Annotated in this window: 12 protein-coding genes; 6 read left to right on the forward strand and 6 right to left on the reverse strand. The window is 67.9% G+C overall.

What is annotated here, in order from left to right; all coding sequences use genetic code 11:
• Window positions 1-1,011: 1,011 nt before the first annotated feature.
• Both OG899_RS10520 and OG899_RS10525 read right to left on the reverse strand, forming a co-directional pair.
• A complete protein-coding gene (locus OG899_RS10520; RefSeq protein ID WP_168132489.1) occupies window positions 1,012-3,909 on the reverse strand; it encodes a BTAD domain-containing putative transcriptional regulator in 2,898 nt (965 codons plus the stop codon).
• A 217-nt stretch (window positions 3,910-4,126) separates the two neighbouring features.
• Window positions 4,127-4,714 carry an anti-sigma factor gene (locus OG899_RS10525; protein ID WP_189343519.1) on the reverse strand — a complete coding sequence of 196 codons (588 nt, stop codon included), beginning with the start codon at window positions 4,712-4,714 and terminating at the stop codon, window positions 4,127-4,129.
• 1,578 nt (window positions 4,715-6,292) lie between these two features.
• Between OG899_RS10525 and OG899_RS10530 the strand changes: the two genes are divergently transcribed.
• A complete protein-coding gene (locus OG899_RS10530) occupies window positions 6,293-6,562 on the forward strand; it encodes a hypothetical protein (RefSeq protein WP_168131558.1) in 270 nt (89 codons plus the stop codon).
• 441 nt (window positions 6,563-7,003) lie between these two features.
• On the opposite strand, the gene OG899_RS10535 is transcribed toward OG899_RS10530, so the two are convergent.
• Window positions 7,004-8,314, reverse strand: coding sequence for a ThuA domain-containing protein (locus OG899_RS10535; RefSeq protein ID WP_168131557.1), 1,311 nt, complete (start codon window positions 8,312-8,314; stop codon window positions 7,004-7,006).
• A 75-nt stretch (window positions 8,315-8,389) separates the two neighbouring features.
• Window positions 8,390-8,578 carry a hypothetical protein gene (locus OG899_RS10540; protein WP_189428141.1) on the reverse strand — a complete coding sequence of 63 codons (189 nt, stop codon included), beginning with the start codon at window positions 8,576-8,578 and terminating at the stop codon, window positions 8,390-8,392.
• 132 nt (window positions 8,579-8,710) lie between these two features.
• Here OG899_RS10540 and OG899_RS10545 point away from each other — a divergent pair, with 132 nt between their 5' ends.
• The 4 genes from OG899_RS10545 to OG899_RS10560 all read left to right on the forward strand — a co-directional run bounded on the left by OG899_RS10545 (window position 8,711) and on the right by OG899_RS10560 (window position 13,291).
• Window positions 8,711-9,640: a lytic transglycosylase domain-containing protein gene (locus tag OG899_RS10545; protein ID WP_229814194.1), complete on the forward strand. Its 930-nt coding sequence runs from the start codon at window positions 8,711-8,713 to the stop codon at window positions 9,638-9,640.
• A 436-nt stretch (window positions 9,641-10,076) separates the two neighbouring features.
• Window positions 10,077-10,829 (forward strand): hypothetical protein, encoded by a 753-nt coding sequence (locus OG899_RS10550; protein WP_168131556.1) that lies wholly within the window; start codon window positions 10,077-10,079, stop codon window positions 10,827-10,829.
• 33 nt (window positions 10,830-10,862) lie between these two features.
• On the forward strand, window positions 10,863-11,819 hold the full coding sequence (locus tag OG899_RS10555; protein ID WP_168131555.1) for a hypothetical protein: 957 nt from the start codon (window positions 10,863-10,865) through the stop codon (window positions 11,817-11,819).
• Between the two features lie 788 nt (window positions 11,820-12,607).
• The gene (locus OG899_RS10560) at window positions 12,608-13,291 is read left to right on the forward strand and encodes a hypothetical protein (RefSeq protein WP_168131554.1); all 684 of its coding nucleotides are present in this window, start codon (window positions 12,608-12,610) and stop codon (window positions 13,289-13,291) included.
• A gap of 512 nt (window positions 13,292-13,803) precedes the next feature.
• Here OG899_RS10560 and OG899_RS10565 read toward each other — a convergent pair.
• The gene (locus tag OG899_RS10565) at window positions 13,804-14,298 is read right to left on the reverse strand and encodes a MarR family winged helix-turn-helix transcriptional regulator (RefSeq protein WP_168131553.1); all 495 of its coding nucleotides are present in this window, start codon (window positions 14,296-14,298) and stop codon (window positions 13,804-13,806) included.
• A gap of 355 nt (window positions 14,299-14,653) precedes the next feature.
• Here OG899_RS10565 and OG899_RS10570 point away from each other — a divergent pair, with 355 nt between their 5' ends.
• Window positions 14,654-16,171, forward strand: a complete 1,518-nt coding sequence (locus tag OG899_RS10570) for an MFS transporter (RefSeq protein ID WP_168131552.1) — start codon at window positions 14,654-14,656, stop codon at window positions 16,169-16,171.
• 90 nt (window positions 16,172-16,261) lie between these two features.
• Here the strand turns inward: OG899_RS10570 and gdhA are convergent, their stop codons facing one another.
• Window positions 16,262-17,620, reverse strand: coding sequence for an NADP-specific glutamate dehydrogenase (gene gdhA, locus OG899_RS10575; RefSeq protein WP_168131551.1), 1,359 nt, complete (start codon window positions 17,618-17,620; stop codon window positions 16,262-16,264).
• Between the last annotated feature and the right edge of the window lie 61 nt (window positions 17,621-17,681).

Here is a 17,681-nt window from a genome sequence, read left to right on the forward strand (position 1 = left end):
AGAAATGGCACCTGCTCAGCCCGGCGAAAACGACCACGACGAAAACGGCCTGGACAGCCTGCTGCATTCCTCCATACGTCACCATGTCCCACTCGCGGGCAGAACCCCGCGAGAGAACATAGAGTATGTGGCGTCACGGACAGAAGCAGGCTGGCCCATCCCCGAGACGGTGCAAGTCCACGCGACGATCGACGTCTCTTCCGAGCGGGACTTCCGGCTCGGCGGTACGCGTACGCCCGGCGGAGACCCCGGTATCTCGTCACCCGACCTGGCAGGGAACGGCTCCTCGTTTCCCGCGCGGCACGCTCCGGGCAGAGTCGCGCCCTTCCCTGTTCGTCCGGTTCAGCGATCTCAGGCAGCGCACGACGACCAGAGGAAAGAATTTCTTCCGTCTCCTCGCTTCAGCGGAGTCCCGCTGTCGCAGAAAATCGCGGACCACATGCTGTCCAGGATGGCCGAGGCCGCGGCTCGTCGCGTTCCGGGCACAGCCGCACTTCCCACGCCGCACACAAGCGAGGAGGCCGACAATGCGCTGATGCTGAGGGCAGCCAACCAGGCGCGGGTCAACCGAGGGAAGCCGGGACATTCGCCCAGCGGACCCAGGCGGTGACCCGGACTCCGTATGTCACGCCCCCGCATGCGGTGTCCGAGGGCCCAGCCGGCCGCACCGTCGGCGGCTCTCCCGGACGGCAGCCCAGGCGGATGCCCAGCCCGCCGGTGCCACGGCACATCGTCGCCGACAGAGGTTGAACCATCGGCGGCTCCCGTGCGTCGTTGTTGTTGGAGTGCGGGCAAACCCGGCCGTGGACAAGGCGGCTGCCCGATGCAAGGGAAGGACGCGCACTCCGCCGGCCTCTGCACCTCCGCCGCGCATCACTGCCGTCGAGCAACCGACGTGGGTGAGGGAGCCAGGACGCGGCGGAGGTGTGCCTGACTCCGGGTGATCGGCTCCGATCGGGTTCCGTCCGCCCGGATCGCGGGGCGGGAAGAGCAGGAGTGGACCACGTGGCCTCAGGCTCCCAGCCGCTCCGTGTCGGCGTCCCCGGCCGCCGCGTGCCTGAACAACATCTCACGGACCTGGACGACGCGTGGATGACCGATCACTTGGAGGATGCTCAGTGCTTGGCTCCAGGCCAACGTCGCTCGTGCGCGGTGTCCGGCCGCGTGGTGGGTGGTGCCCATGTGCACGAGCGTGTCGGCCTCCAGGTAGCGGTCGCGGATCTCCCGGTACAGCCTCAACGCGCGGTCGTAGCAGCGGATCGCCCTGACATGGTCCTGCAGATGGTGGTATGCGTACCCCAGGCTGTCCCAGGCCGCTGCCTCGCCATGGCGCTCACTGGCGTCCCGGTGCAGGGTGATGGCGCGACGGCATGCATCGAGGGCCTCGTCGTAGTTGCCCATGAGGATGAACGTCCAGCCGATCTCGTTATACACACTCGCCTCGCCGCTGGGCCTGTCGGCCGCGCGGTAGAGACGGCACGCCTGCGCATAGCGTTCGAGGGCCGCCTTGTAACGGCATTGCTGATTGGCCAGGTAGGCGAAGTAACGATGGACCCGTGCCTGACCGATCGGGTCTGCGAGCTCGACGAACAGGTGCTGCGCTCTCGTCAGGTGTTCCGCTGCCTCGTCCCAGCGCTTGAGACGGCCGTTGGCGAAGCCGAGTGCGCGGTGTGCGTGCGCCTGACCCCGTATGTCGCCCAGTCGCTGCGACGTCGTCGTAGCCGTGGTCTGCACGACGAGTTGCTCCTGCCATCGGCCGTTGCGCTCCAGATACGTTTCCAGAAGCACCGCCAGCTGCCAGCTGTACCTGCCGTCGCCGCACCTGGCGTCCTGCTCGATCGCAGACAGAAGGGCGGGACGGTTCGCCTCCAGCCACTCCACCGCCTCGGCCGCATCGGCGAACTGCAGTACCGTCACACCGGTTGCGTGGGGATGCAGTTCGACGCGTTCTCGTCCGGGTGCCAGAACACTGTCCGCGGCATGGGCGGTGTGCAAGTAGTGCTCCAGCATCCGGCGGCGGGCCGTGCGCCTCTCGTCCGCCACGCCGTGGTCACGGACAAGCTCCGCGCCGTAGGCACGCAACAGTTCATGACAGGAAAACCGGCCGGGTGTGTGCTCGGAGACCAGGTTCGCCCGCACCAATTCCGTCATCACCGGGCGAATCCGTCGCGGTTCCTGTCCCGCGAGACTCGCCACGGCCGCGAGTGAGCAGTCGGAACCCGGATGCAGTCCCAGCAGGCGGAAAACGCGTGCGGCTTCCGGTGTGAGCAGCCTGTACGACCAGAAGAACGCACTGCGCGCATCGGCGATGGGCGCCTCTCCGGAGAACGCGTCCAGACTGCCCTGGCTTTCGCGCAGCTCAGCCACGATGGAAGCAAGCGGAAACGTCGGGTTCATCCCGGCACGGGCGCTGACGACGGCAAGCGCAAGCGGCAGGTGCCCGCACAACGCGACGATGTCCGCGGCCGCGTCGGGCTCGCGCATGATCCGGTTCCTGCCGAGCCGCTGAGAAAGGAAGTCCAGCGACTCCGCCTCATCGAGCAGGTCCAGCGTGACAGAGTGTGCGCCTCCGCCGGCCACCAAGCCGTAGAGCTGACTGCGGCTGGTGACGATGACCAGGCATCCCGCCGCTCCGGGCAGCAGCGGCCGGACGTGCTCGCTGTCGCGCGCGTTGTCCAGGACGATCAGCATGCGACGGTCGGCCAGCAGACTGCGGTAGAGTGCCGACTGCGCGTCCAGCCCGGACGGAATCCGGTGTGAAGGAACGCCGAGAGCGTCGAGAAAGAGCCGTATCGCCTCGCCCGCGTTCATGACGGAGCCGGAGGGGTGGAAGCCCCGCAGATCGACGTACAGTTGCCCGTCGGGGAAGCTGTCTGCCACTTGGTGGGCCCAGTGCACCGCCAGCGCCGTCTTGCCCACACCGGCCATGCCGCCTATCACACTGACCATCGAGGTCGGTGGCTTTCCGTCCTCGGCGGGCACGAGAGCGCCGAAGGCGTCCAGTTCGCTGCGTCGGCCTGAGAAGGTGGCCAGATCCGCCGGGAGTTGGGCCGGGCGCAGTTCCGCAGCGGTCCCGGGCGGCGTGTCGCGCGCATCGATCACCTCGGCGGTGACGCCGGCCGGCAGCGCCGGCTCCGCCGGAGGAGCCGAGACGGTGTGCCTGAGCACCTGCTGCTGCGCCGCGTGGAGCTCGGGGCCCGGTTCCACACCCAGGTCCTCCGTCAGCCGCGTGCGTACGGCGCGGTAGACGTCCAGGGCCTCCGCCTGGTGGCCGGTGGCCGCGAGTACCAGGATCAGTTTGGACTGCAGCATCTCGTCCAGCGGGTGGTGAGCCGTCGCCTGTCTGAGTGTCACCAGCACCCGCGCGCCGAGACGCGGACCGGCACGCAGCGCGTACTCGGCGGCTTCCTTGACCGTGGCCAGGTGTTCGGCGTCGACCGCGGCGAAAACGGGATGGGATCGGACATCGGTGGGGATACCCGAGGCCGTAGGGCCACGCCACAGTTCCAAGGCTTCGATCAGCAGCTTGGTGGCCTCGATCACGCATCCGTCGTCCGCCAGCCGACGCGCCTGCTGCCGCAGCGAGCGGAAGTGCAACAGGTCGAGGCCCTCGGCCCCGACGTCCAAACGGTAACCACCCGATCCACGCTTCAGCCAACGGGAGGCGTCCCTGGAGGGCAGGTCGGGCTCGAAAAGCCGACGCAGTTCGCCTATGTGACGTTGGACCACGTTGACCGCGCTGTCCGGGGGATTCTGCCCCCACAGCACATCGATGATCTCATGAGCGGTGACCGGGTGCCCTGCGCGAATGAGAAGCAACGCCAGGACCACTTGCCGCTTGGGCGGCCCCAGCTTCAGCTCAGCGTCACCGCGCCATGCTCTGACCGGCCCAAGAACGGCAAAACGCATACGCACGCGGCATCACCACTTACACACATCATGCACCCGACGAGCCCAGCACCTCGCGCGGTGCGGCTGCCGAGCATACGTCGCGCACCGGTCCCACGGCATCCGCTCGGCTCTCCGTCCACGCCTATCACTGCCGTCCGTCGCAGACCGAGCAAGCGGAGCCGCCCACTGCCGGATGATCGTGCCGCAGCGCCATCAGTGATTTACCTGGTGTGCCTCATACAACCACAAAACGGCCCGAGACATCGACCACGTCGCCCAGCGCCGGGTCCTGGAGAGCGGGGTTCACTTCGCGCCAGAGGACAGGAAGGACGCCTGCCACGAGGACTTCCGCAGCCTGCCGGCCGGACGGTGCCTGCGACCGGTCGGGAGCGGCTGGGGACCGGAGGGGTGCCGGTACCCGGTGGACGGGGCGGTCGCAGCCCGGTGACCAGGGCGCTGACGCGGAGGCGGGTGACGTGCGGAAGAGTTCGGCTGCCCCGATGACCTCCGGCTCGGCAGCGGTCGCAGCAGTCCGCTGCCCCGTCCTCACCGAGCGTCGTTGCCGCATCGCCGCCCACTCCTCCCGAGCACGCCGCAGCACGCGCTGCAGCAACAGATCACCGCCGTCGGGAGGACCATCGAGGAACATCTCGGGCGGCACCTCACCCAGTACCGCCTCCGTCTCCCGCAGATCTCTCAGCTCACGCCGGCACACTGCGCACACGGCGGCATGCTTCTCGAGCTGCGCCCGCGCATCACGAGCGAGATCGCCCAGAACATACCCGCGGAGCAGCTCACCGTGCGCATCCTGCCGCGTGCTCACGCGGCCGCCTTCTTCGCTTCCAGCACACGCGCCACTTCGCGCGTTCTGGTCCCGCAGCTGCCTCGTCCCTGCTGCCTCGACGCCCACCTTGCACCTTCGCTGTATTCCGTGTCCGAGATGTCACAGGAAGGCATCCGATGCCGCTCGATGCCGTCATGGCCGACGCTGCGAAGAGATGAGCCGGAGCGGCACGGAGCACTTCCACGCCTACTACGGATCCGGCCCGCAGACGGATGAGTTCTGCTGAGGAGAATCGATGGACTCATCCTGGGCGCACACAACGGGCGCAGTCGGGCACCGTGCCGGAGACCGCTGCGACGGCAGGCCTGCGGGTGCGATGCCCCCTCGTCCAGGCCGGCCGCTGCATGGTCCCCCTTGGCAGGCTGAGCATCCCGTGGATTCACGCATCTATCGGACCAGCCGGGCCGTACCCTCCGGCGGTCCGGTCAACGTCCACGCGTACTGCTTCTGACAGACTCCGAGCCGGCCATGGACCTCGGCGGGAGATAAGACGTCGGCCTGGACGAAACACTGCCGGCCCGCGGTGACGTCATGGCTGACACACGACTGAAGTCCTGATACGTCCCGTACTGAGGAGACGCGAAGCCGGGCGCTACGGGACTTGTGCCGTAGCGAGGCGAACCCACACTGCCCGGAACGGGAGAGCGGGGAAAATCAGACCCCACACTCGGCGCCACAGAACCCGGCCGGAACTGACCCGAAACCACACTCCCCGGAACCGGAGAACGCGGAAAATCAGACCCCACACTCGGCGCCACAGAACCCGGCCGGAACTGACCCGAAACCACACTCCCCGGAACCGGAGAACGCGGAAAATCAGACCCCACACTCGGCGCCACAGAACCCGGCCGGAACTGACCCGAAAATACACTGCGCGGATAATCGGAGGGCACACTCGGAGGTGCGGGGTACGGGGCCTGGTTCATGGGCGTGCTCCGGGAGGCGGGGTTCCCGTGATGGTGCCCGGACCGCCCCTGGCCGGGCATCACGACCTTGGCGCTGAATCTGAAAGTGGGCTCGCCGTGGTCCTGCAGGTGCGTCGGTTTTATGACCTTCTCCTGCAGAAGCAGATTGAATTGCTTCTTGAAGTCACTGCTCGAAAGTCCCCGCACCCTTTCCCTGAGCTGGTCCTTGGTGAAAGCTATGTACTGCGTCCCCCCGTCGGGCGCCATCTGCACGAACTGAGGGATGACGCCGAGCACGGCGACATCCATCAACGGGTCCGCATTCTGCGAAATCCCCATGGCCTTCTTGATGGTATCCATGACAATCCGATCTCTTCGGCGGTCGATTTCAGAAGCCGGAGTCAGGGCGAGCGCCCTCACATCGGCAGCGACGCCCTCAGCGAGCACCTCTCGCCCGGTTCTTCCGCTTCGTCGCCGCGGAGGCTGGGCTCCTGGCCGTTGTCCTGTACGAGACGGAAGGAGCGACGACATTCGCCCCAGGAGGAAAGCGCCGCGCCGCTCTGGAGACGGCATCCATCTCCGCTACTAGACCCTGGACACGGCCCTGAGGAACACTGTCGAGCAGAGCTGCGATGTCAAGGCTTCGCTGCACATGTCTGTCGCCGATCTCCTCCGACTGCAGCAACGCATCGTGCACAGCGGCTGCCTGCTGCCGGACGAGATCCGCTTCTTCCGGGCTCGGCGACTGCATTTCCAGGTGGTCCAACTCGGCCAGCCGGTGTCTCAGCCGCCACTCCAGAAGCGATTCCTGATCCTGGATCGCTTCTTCGGTGCGCAGCAGATCACGCAGCTCATCCGATGGATCGAAGGCGTAAGAAGCGTGGTACTCACCCTCAGGCACACCATTCACTACGGCCGATGACGCATGAAGGTTCAGGTCTCGTGCCGGACTTCACCATGAGCGGTCACCGGCTTTTCACTAGGCCGGCCGGTCGGGCGCAAAGGACGCGACCGCGGTGGCCGTCGGCGGGCAGGGGCACCGGCACACCGACGATCGTCCTGACGAGTCGCGGCGCCTCCCCTCGGCACGGAGCGGCGAGAACTCGGGGCCACGTCCTGGCGCGGCCGCGGTGGCGTCGGGCGGCGACGCCGGTCCTTTCCCGGGCGAGGCCGGACTTGACGAGGACGCCTCACAGATCCGCCCCCGCAGCCCGCCCCCGCGCCCACAGACACCCGCGCCCACAGACACCCGCGCCCACAGACCCGGGGCGGACGGGGCACCAGGCGGAAGACCGCGGTGTGAACCGCCTGCCTCCTCCCGGTGCCGCTCAGTTCATGACCGTGGCTGCGCAAGGCGCCGCTCTCAGGCAGGCAGGTCCCACTTCTGGTTGTCCGCTCCGGTGCACGACCAGATCTGCAACCGGGTGCCGTTGGCCGAACTGGGTCCGGTGGCGTCGAGACATTTGCCGGACTGCGGGTTGACCAGAGAGCCGTTCGGGCCCGGCCGCCAGACCTGCGATCCGGTCCCGTTGCAGTCGAACAGCTGCACCTTGGTGCCGTTGGCGGTGCCGGCCCCCGTCACGTCCAGGCACTTGCCGAGCGCGGTCAGCGTGCCGGCGTCGCTCCTGGTCCACCGCTGCGCCGCGGTGCCATTGCAGTCGAAGAGCTGCACCGCCGTGCCGTCGGCGGCGTTCGCCGCCTGGACGTCCACACATCTGCCGCCGTAGCCCCGCACGGTCCCGGTGGCACCGCCGGACGGCTCGACCTGCCCGGACCGGCCCGCCGCCCACCTGATCTCCTGGAGCAGCAGCTGGTTCTGCTGGTCACTCGCGAACGTCGAGGATGTCCGGGTGTTGGCCGAGTAGTTCATCGCGTTGTGCCCGAAATTGTTGTACACCATCCGGTAGTGCCGGTTGGTCCACACGATCGGGTAGTAACCGCTGCGCCACGTCTGACTGGGGTCGGTGCCGATGGGGAAGGTGGACGGATCCATCGACGCCAGGATGTCGATGTCAGGGTTCTGCCGCAGATCCTTCTGCCAGCTGTACCACTCGCTGACCGAGGACGTGAAGGTGCCCGGCAGCTTCGCGGTCACCGCGTGGCCGTGGTCCTCGATCTTCAGCTTCTCCGACGTCGGCCCCCAGGAGTTGCTCCGGAACTCGCCGGTCCCCAGGAAGGTGTTGTGGTACCAGGGCCAGTCGCCCGAGTCGCTGTTGAAGGCCGAGGAGTGGAAGCCGATGAACCCGCCGCCGTCGCTGACGTACTTCTGGAAGGCGGACTGCTGCGCCGCGTTGTGCGGGTAGTCGTCGAGGAACATCACCACCTGGTAGTCGGCCAGGTCCGGGCTGGTGAGCCTGTTCCAGTCCGTGGTCGCGGTGTACGTGAACCCGTTGCGCCCTCCGGCCTGCGGGAACCAGTCGTTCGCTTCGTGATCGAAGTCCACGTGCGCGGCGTCGTAGGTGCCGTTGTAGAAGGCGAGCACCTTGAAAGACCCTGACCGCTTCGAGCCTCCGGCCTCTGCGTCACCCGCGCGTGCTTCGATGCCGGCGCCGCGCTGGCTGCCGGTCCGAGCGGCTGTCTTGGTGCCCTGGCCGGGGGTGTGTCCGCCGGCACAGGCGGAGAGCAACAGCACACCGGCGACTGCGGCAGCGGCGGCACCTGTCCTGTATCGCATGCAACTCCTGTCGTTCGTCCGGGCATCGGCACGTCCGACCCCGCCCCGTGACAACGGACCGCGAAGGCGGAGAGATCAATCGTTCTTGTGCCGGTCGGTGTGATGAACCGGCGCGTGCACTACGTCCACAGGACGCGGCAGGCGGCAGGCGGCAGGCGGCAGGCGGCAGGCGGCAGGCGGCAGGCGGCAGGCGACCGAGCCCACACCGGCCGGCCGGGCGGTATCACCGGCCTCGACGGGGTGATCGCCGGTCACTGCGGTCATGGCGGGGCGCTCCCTCGTGCCGTCCACGGCCGGCAGCGGTCGGGCACGGCCCGCGCGAGATGTTGAACCAGCCGTACCGCAGCCTCGTAGTGCCGAGCGAGAGCGGTGGCGTCCAGCGCCCGGAGCGATGCCATGACGACGATGGCACGGGCGGAGGAGGGGACCCGGATGACGAGCGGCATGAAGCCCAGCACGATGGCCGTGGGGGCGGCAGGTGGTTGCGGATGCCTCGCCCTTCCTGTCGGAGTGACGCTGACGGCAGCGGTTCTCCTCATCGTGGGCGGACTCGGTGTGCTGCTGCTCCCCCTTGTCATCATCTTCATGATCTTCCACGGGCTCTCGCTCTCCGGTCTCGGAAGCATCGGTCATGTCAACGACGACCTCACGCCGGTCGAGCAGCTCTGCGAGAATGCGGAGCGTCAGCGTGACCAGTCCGACCAGCAGAACGCGGAAGATGTCGGCGCGATCGCCACCGGCGACGGACTCGGACAACTGGAGTTGTCACCCCCGGACGCCGATGGCAACAACGGCAACCAGCCCTGCACGGTGCCGGAAAATCTGTACAAGTCCATCGAGGACGCCGGTGGTATATGCGATGTCATCGGTCCGGTGATCATCGCCGCACAGATTCAGTACGAATCCGGGTTCGATCCGAAATACGTAGGCTCCAACGGAGCCGAGGGTATCTCGCAGGTGCCCCGCGACGTCTTCACGAAACTGATGGGGAACGACGCCGATCCCTTCGATCCGAAGCAATCGATCAAGGCGCAGGGCACCTACTTGTGCGAACTGGCAGGACAGGTGAAGGACCTGGAAGACCGCAACATGGTCACGGGCAATGTCCTCGATCTCACACTGGCCGCGTACGACGTCGGTCTCGACGCGGTCGAGCAGGCGAAGGGCGTGCCGGCGACCGACGAAGCACAGCGCTACATCACCGGTGTCCGGACATGGTTCGCACCGATGGAGGGCATCGGGCCGCCTCCGCGCAAACTGGCAGACATACCGGACCTCCGGCACAACGGTGGAGTCGGGCCGAGTGCGAGTTCCAGTCCGAGTTAGGGTCCGTCGTCCCGCCGCATCCTGCCCGAAGCAGGCCGGCCTGCGGCCGCACTGGTGGGTCGTCAGGCCACACCGTACCCGCTGAGGAAGCAATTGACGGTGGCGTCCACTCCTGCGACGCCGCCTTCCTGTACCGTCAGCAGCCGAGTCCGCCGCTCGCCCCTTTTCCGCCCTCGGCGACCACCTCATCGACCGGCTCCGCGGAAGCGCCGCGTCAGCCCCAGCGCGATCCGAACCGAACCGACAACCGGCCTCCCCGGCGACCTCCCCTGCCTCGGCCTCCCGCCGCGCACCCGGCCGAAAGCCACCCAACGCACGGTATGGCGTCCGCATCGGGTCTTCGGCCTTGGTGACGAAGCACAGCTGAACCTGCCCCTCGGCCGCAGCCGTTGTGATGGTGAAGCCGCGGCCCGCCGGGCCAGGCACAGGTAAGAGGGTGGTGTTCGTGCAGGCATCCCACATCGAAGAGCTGCACAAGCTCTACTTTGTGATCGAGAACAACGAAGGGCGAGCAGGATGGGATTTCGATGACCAGAGGCTCTCGAAGGTTCTGGCGCAGGCGTCAGGGGTGGATCTCCACGACGTCGAGAAGTACCTTCCGGTTCTCCGTTCGGCTTCCGGCAATCATCAGAGCCGGGATCTGACTGCCCACAGGAATGCGGTCCTGATGGCGCAGTACTACAGAGAAAATGGGTACAGCGAGAGGAACAGGGCGGAGGCAGAACAAGTCATCGCCCATGTAAGCCGCTACGAAGCACGGATAGACAACGCCGCGAAGAGGTACCCTGCGGCCACACACTCCCACGAAGGGGTGCACGGGATGGCCCACCATCATGACGCAGCCCCTCAGTACTACGGTGACACGCGACGGCCGGATGCGCCCGGGTATCACCATCCGCAGCAACCTGGAGCAGCTCAGGCGCGGTTCGGCACCGAACGCTTCCCCTATGCGCCGCAGTACCCCTCCCAGCCATCACCTTACGCAAACGGACAGCACGCGCATTACCCGTACCCCGCCGTGAATTATCCCGCTTATCCACAGGTATCCGCTGCCGCGTCCCGTCATCCGCAGCCCATGCAGTATCCAGGGTCCTACCATCACGGCTATGTTTCTGGCGGCCAGCCTGCTTATCCACATGCCTCCATGCCGCAGAACTACCCGGCGTCCGGCAGAGGCCGCACCAGGTAGCGATCAGCACCGATGGACGGTAAGCCGCCCACCATGATCCACGGAACAGGGAAGAACGGAATGAGAACGGAACCCACATCGCACAAGTCCGGCGTCGCCTCCGCGCAGACACACACTCATCGCACGCACACGCCGAGCGAGGTCAGCAGAGGCAAGCAGAAGCAGCCGGGACGTTCAGGTGCGTACGACAGCGACTCCGGACAATCGGATACGAGCGTCTCCTCGGCAAGCTCGATGTATTCCGTCGCGGAAGAACGAGCGGAAGGCCGCGGAAAGCGACTCTACGTCCACAACAAGCTCCGGGAGGGGCCGACGTACCCGCCACACACCGAACACGGCATATACAACCAGACGAACGGCACCTTCTATGCGCGCTTTGCGGACGCCGAGGTCGCCGAGTGGAGGGCACATCAGCAGCAGTGGAAGCAGGTCCAGAACGCTGCCGTGAGGAACATGGTTCTTGAAGCGGTTCCCCTGCTCGTACAGGGAGCGGGCAAGCTTGTCCCGCCGCCCGTCGGACCTGTGCTGTATGCCGCCGGCGTGGGGCTGTCGGGCGTGAAGGGCCTGCACAATGCCGCAGACGAGGCCTACAAGGCATACCGAGGGGAAGAATACAACCTGGCCAAGGGGCTCGGCGCCGCCATCGAGGCTGTCGGGGCTGCTGCCTACGGCGTGGGCAACGGGCCGACGCTCTCCACATCTGCCGCCAATGCGCTGCAAGGTGCTGGGGCGACGGCGATGGGCCTGGGAAGTGCGATGCAGTCGGCGGCCCCGCTGTTGCACAGCCGACCGCCCGGCACATTTCTGACCCCGAGCTCTTACACAGCACCCGCGGACAGGTATGACATGAGGAGCTATCCCGTGCGGCACCCGCAGGGTACGGCGGACGGCGTGCGCACGGAAGCGACCGCCACGCAGGCTGCGCGGCATCGGCCGGCACAGGGCGCGCCCAGCTCCTCGTCGAGGACCACGAACTCCCGCACACGGTAGTCACCGGATCGTGGTCTCCCTCACCCGCTGAGAGGGGACCGGTCTCCGCGGCTGCTTCACGAACGCCCGCCTGCAGTCGCCGGCTCGGCCCCGGCGGTTCGCGGACCACCTGAGACAGGCGCCCCGGCACGGTCACGAAGACCCGTGCCGGGGCGCCTGTGCGGTCTCCGGCAGGGTGAGAGGCCGGGGCGAGCGAGGCGTCCTGAGCGCCGTGGGCCGTCCCGGCGCGGCACCACCAGCTGCCACTCGCCCCGACGGCGACAGCCGGCACCGTCGGGCCCCGGCGTCCTCGCAGCGGCACGCGAGATCGTCGATCAGGGAGGACGGCACTCCGACGCGACTCGTGCCGATCTTCGGTCGCAGCATCCTTGACCGCTGGTGTCGCGTCTTCTTCTGCCGCTCCCGGCACACCGCCCACCGGGAGCGAGGGCCGGCGAACCGGCTTGATCCCACCAGCTGAGAACGCATGAATCCTGCGGGCAGATCCACCTGATAAGCGGGGGCGGGCCGGGGCTGAACCTCTGACTGCTCCTCTGCGTAGGTAATGGTGTATTGCTCATCTCTCCGGCGATGAAATCCGGAACAGGAACGAGATGCCGGTTCATCATCTGACCCCTGTCGCCGCAGACAGCACGGTGAGCAAGAAAGCCCGACCCGGCAACGCATGAAATGCACAGTGAGCTGTGACCGAACAGCTCGGAACCAGAACGCAAGAAGGAAGGCGAGCAACAATGCCTCAGGGTAGCAACGGTCAGCCGCCGCAGGACCGGCACGCGTACGAGCAGTGGGTGAAGCAGCAGCAGCAGCTGGCGTACCAGCAGCAGCAGATGGCGTACGAGCAGCAGAGGCAGCAGCAGCTGGCGTACCAGCAGCAGATGCAGCAGCAGAAGCAGAAGCAGTACCCGCCGCAGCCCAGCCTCCCCACGGCCGCAGCCAATATCATCGCACTCAATAGGGAACCCGTGTCGGAACACAGTTCCCGGCAGCGATCCGCCGCCTACATCCAGAACTACCTCGAAAATTCGGGATCGCATCACCACCCTACGGTGGGCGGGGAGACGCGAGACGCCAACGCCATGTTCGCCACCTTTGCAGGGGAGCATGGTTCCTATGACAGTTACAAGGCGTTCGAGCGGCCGGAGAACCATCCGTACTATTCGACGCCATCGAATCACCCTCAAGCCCCGTATGCGCGTGAGCAGATTGCCGCCTACGAGAACGCACAGTGGGACAGGATCTATCAGGAGACCTCCTCGAAGGGCGCGGACTTCGCGCGCAATCTTTCTCCGGAGCAGCGGGCGAAGTACATGGCGACCATCGGCCACGTGGCAGAGACCGCACGGAGCATGACACGGCACGCGCCGACCCAGATGAATCCCGCGGGCCTCTCGACAACGCCGCCGAAGGACACGAAGCACACCTACACCCACAGCGCAAGCTCCAGCAGCAAGACCCACGGAAAGGGGCGCTGACGGCTTCCGCCATCACTCGGCGCCAGGAGGATCTCGCTGAGGGATCACGGCGTCGTGGACAGTGCTCACGGCATCCGAAACGTCGATCCATGGTCGGCGCGTGACGTGAGAAGGGCCGCACGGGCTGGTGAGTTGTGATGCTCACCTGTCCCGTGCGGCCCTGTGCCATGTCCTGCCCTGTCCGGGGTCTCTCGCGCGCATCTCGGCGCCTTGCTCGAAGAACTCGCCCCGAAGTGGCAGGCCGCCCGAGAGCCGTCAGCGACAAGCAGGGCGAGCAGGGCTTCCGCGGTTCCGTCACGGTGGTGAAGCGTCCAGGCCTCCGGCCGCACCGTGATGCGGGCGGTGCGGACACGCAGGGGGCGCCAAAGCCGGCGGCCCGGCGGTGAAGGTCCCGGACGGGGATCGCCGGCGCCACGCCTCGGGGCGAGGGGACGGTGACGACGCTCACACCTCAGGCCAGCGGAGGCGACACGAAGATCGTCCGACCGGGCGTCATCGAACCCGCGCCGGGATCAGTCCGGCCGGCCGCAGTGCAACCGGCCCGCCGGGAGCATGCTGCCCGCGGCCTTACGGGCGCGGTAGATCGCCTGGAGGGCCTCGGTCAGGGCGCGGGCCGAGGCGGCGTCCAGGGGGGCGAGGAAGTCGCGTTCGACACGTTCGCGGGCCTGGTCCGCCTCGCGGAGGCAGGTGAGGCCTTCCGGGGTGAGGGTGACGACGTTGCGGCGGCGGTCACGGTCGCTGCGCCGGCGTTCCACGTAACCCTTCTTCTCCAGGGAGTCGATGACGCCGACCATCGTCGTGCGGTCCATGCCGATCTGTGCGGCGATCTCCAGCTGGGACGGCTGCTCCCGGGCGGCGTCGATGACCGTCATCACGGCCAGTTCGCGCGGGATGACGCTGAAGGGCGCGAGCGCCTCCTCCATTGCGCCCGCTATGCCGGCGTAGGCGTGTTTCAGCAGATACCCGAGCCTCCCGGCCAGGACATCGGGGAGACACACGTCCTTCATGGCCGCAGGCTACACTAGATGTACCATCAGCATTACTGACGATCTATGAGCATGACGGATCGGGGGGTCCGTTTGGCGTGCCGGGAGACGGGAGACCCGGCGCACCTCAGGCCGGCATGACGCCGGAGAGAAGTCCGCGGCAGGAGTCCGGCGGCTTCTCACCACCACGCACCACCACAACCACTCTTCGACGCGGGAGCAGCGACGCGCCCAGCGCCATCGCGCGCCCGGAGAGCGGCGTCCGTGCGCCCTCGCCCGGGCCACGACGGCATGCCGGGCGAGGGCGCCGTATGCCCCGCGCACCGACACAGACACGTACGCACACCCTCGTGACCAAGGAAGTGACGTCAACTTCATGACTGATTCGCCCACGGCCGCCCCGATACGGACGGCACCGGCCACCGACGCCACCGGTGGCGCCGCTCCCGACCCCCGCCGCTGGTGGGGGCTGGTGATCATCGCTCTTGCCCAGCTGATGGTCGTGCTCGACGCAACCATCGTGAACATCGCCCTGCCGTCGGCGCAGAAGGCGCTCGGCATGACCGATGGCAACCGGCAGTGGGTCATCACCGCCTACACCCTGGCCTTCGGCGGTCTGCTGCTGCTCGGCGGGCGCATCGCGGACCTGGTCGGCCGCAAGCGCACGTTCCTCATCGGCCTGATCGGCTTCGCCGTCGCCTCCGCGATCGGCGGTGCCTCGCAGAGCCCCGGCATGCTCTTCGGTGCCCGCGCCCTGCAGGGCGTCTTCGGCGCGGTGCTGGCTCCGTCGGCGCTGTCGCTGATGACGACGACGTTCACCGATCCGCGGGAGCGCGGCAAGGCGTTCGGCATCTACGGCGCGATCGCCGGCGCGGGCGGCGCGATCGGCCTGCTGCTGGGCGGCGTGCTGACCTCGTACGCGAACTGGCGCTGGTGCCTGTATGTGAACATCCCGATCGCGATCGTGGCCGTGATCGGCGCCGCGGTCCTGCTGCGGGACCGGCCGGGCCACAGCGACGTCACGCTGGACGTGCCCGGCGTGATCCTCGGCTGCGGCGGTCTGGTCGCCGTGGTCTACGGCTTCTCCGAGGCCGAGCCGCGGGGCTGGAGCGACGGTCTGGTGCTGAGCCTGCTGGCCGGCGGCGTGGTGCTGCTGGCGGCGTTCGTCCTGTGGCAGACGAAGGCGACGTCGCCGCTGCTGCCGCTGCGCATCCTCGCCGACCGCAACCGCGCCGGCTGCTTCCTGACCATGGGCCTGGCCACGATCGGCATGTTCGGGCTGTTCCTGTTCATGACCTACTACCTGCAGGACATCCTCGGCTACTCGCCGGTGCGCAGCGGTCTGGCGTTCCTGCCGATGTCCGCGTCGATCATCATCGGCTCCACGCAGATCTCCGCCCGGCTGCTGCCCCGCACCTCCCCGCGGCTGCTGATGGTGCCCGGCATGCTGCTGGCCGCCGCCGGTCTGGTGGTGCTGACCCGGCTCGGGGTCGACTCCGCCTATGTCACGCATGTGCTGCCGGCCGAGATCCTGCTCGGTCTGGGCATGGGCCTGACCTTCATGCCGGTGTTCTCCACCGCAACCCACGGGATCCGCCCGCAGGACGCCGGTGTGGCCTCGGCGATGGTCAACACCTCGCAGCAGGTGGGCGGTTCGCTGGGCACGGCGCTGCTGAACACCATCGCCGCCTCGGCCACCACGACGTATGTCGGCAGCCACCTGACCGACCCCTCCCGCAGGACGCAGGTGCTGCGCGCGGGCATCGTGCACGGGTACACCCAGGCCATCTGGTGGGGTGTGGCCGCGATGCTGATCGCCGCTGTGGTCTCGGCCGTGCTGATCGTCGCCCGTCCGGCCCGGGGCGGCGCGCCGATGGCGGCTTCCGCCCACTGACGGCCCGTCGGGACGGCACTACGGCCGCGCCCCGCTTCGTGCTGCTGCGGAGCGGGGCGCGGCCGTCGCGCAAGACGACGAGGCGGGCCGTCAGATGACGCCCTGGGCGATCATCGCGTCGGCCACCCGCTCGAAGCCGGCGATGTTCGCGCCGGTCACCAAGTCGCCGGGGACGCCGTAGCGCTCGGCGGTCTCCTGGCAGGTGCGGTGGATGTCGCTCATGATGCGCGCCAGCTCCTCCTCGACCTTCTGGCGCGGCCACGCCGTGCGGGAGTGGTTCTGCGCCATCTCCAGGGCGCTGACCGCGACACCGCCGGCGTTGGCCGCCTTGCCGGGGCCGAAGGCGACCCCTGCCTGCCGCAGCAGGCGCACGGCACCGGGCGTGGTCGGCATATTGGCGCCCTCGGAGACCACCTTCACGCCGTTGCGCACCAGCGTGGCGGCGTCCTGCTCGCCCAGCTCGTTCTGGGTGGCCGAGGGCAGGGCGACATCGGCGGGCACCTCCCAGACCCGGCCGCCGGGCACGAACGTCGCGGAGGCGCCGCGGCGTTCGGCGTAGTCGGACACCCGGCCGCGCTCGACCTCCTTGACCTGCTTGAGCAGCTCGACGTCGATGCCCTTGTCGTCGACGACATAGCCGCTGGAGTCCGAGCAGGTCAGCGGGTTGGCGCCGAGGGCGAGCAGCTTCTCCATCGTGTAGATCGCCACGTTCCCGGAGCCGGAGACGGCCACCGTCTGCCCCTCCAGGTCCTCGCCGCGCTCGCGCAGCATGGCCGCGGCGAACAGGACGTTGCCGTAACCGGTGGCCTCGGGACGGACGGCCGAGCCGCCCCAGCCGGTCCCCTTGCCGGTGAGCACGCCGGCCTCCCAGCGGTTGGTGATCCGCCGGTACTGCCCGAACAGGTAGCCGATCTCCCGTCCGCCGACGCCGATGTCACCGGCCGGCACGTCGGTGTGCTCGCCGAGGTGCCGGTGCAGCTCGGTCATGAACGACTGGCAGAACCGCATGACCTCCGCGTCGCTGCGGCCGTGCGGGTCGAAGTCGCTGCCGCCCTTGCCGCCGCCGATGCCCAGGCCGGTCAGGGCGTTTTTGAAGATCTGCTCGAAGCCGAGGAACTTGATGATCCCCAGGTCGACGGAGGGGTGGAAGCGCAGGCCGCCCTTGTACGGGCCGAGCGCGCTGTTGAACTCGACCCGGAAGCCGCGGTTGACGTGGACCCGTCCCTGGTCGTCCTGCCACGGCACCCGGAAGATGATCTGCCGTTCCGGCTCCACCAGCCGCTCGACGAGCCCGGGGTCGGCGTACTCCGGGCGCGCGGCCAGCACCGGGGCGAGCGTGTCCAGCACCTCGCGCACGGCTTGGTGGAACTCCGGCTGAGCGGGATTGCGGCGCTCGATCTCGTCACGGAGGGCGTCGAGCCGGGCCTGGATCTCGGTTCGCGTCGTCACATGGCCCCTTTCTGGCACGGTGGGGTGTCGGCGCTCGGCGCCGTTGCCGCGCGCGGGGACG

The organism is Streptomyces thermoviolaceus (assembly GCF_045209695.1).
Taxonomy (GTDB): domain Bacteria; phylum Actinomycetota; class Actinomycetes; order Streptomycetales; family Streptomycetaceae; genus Streptomyces; species Streptomyces thermoviolaceus.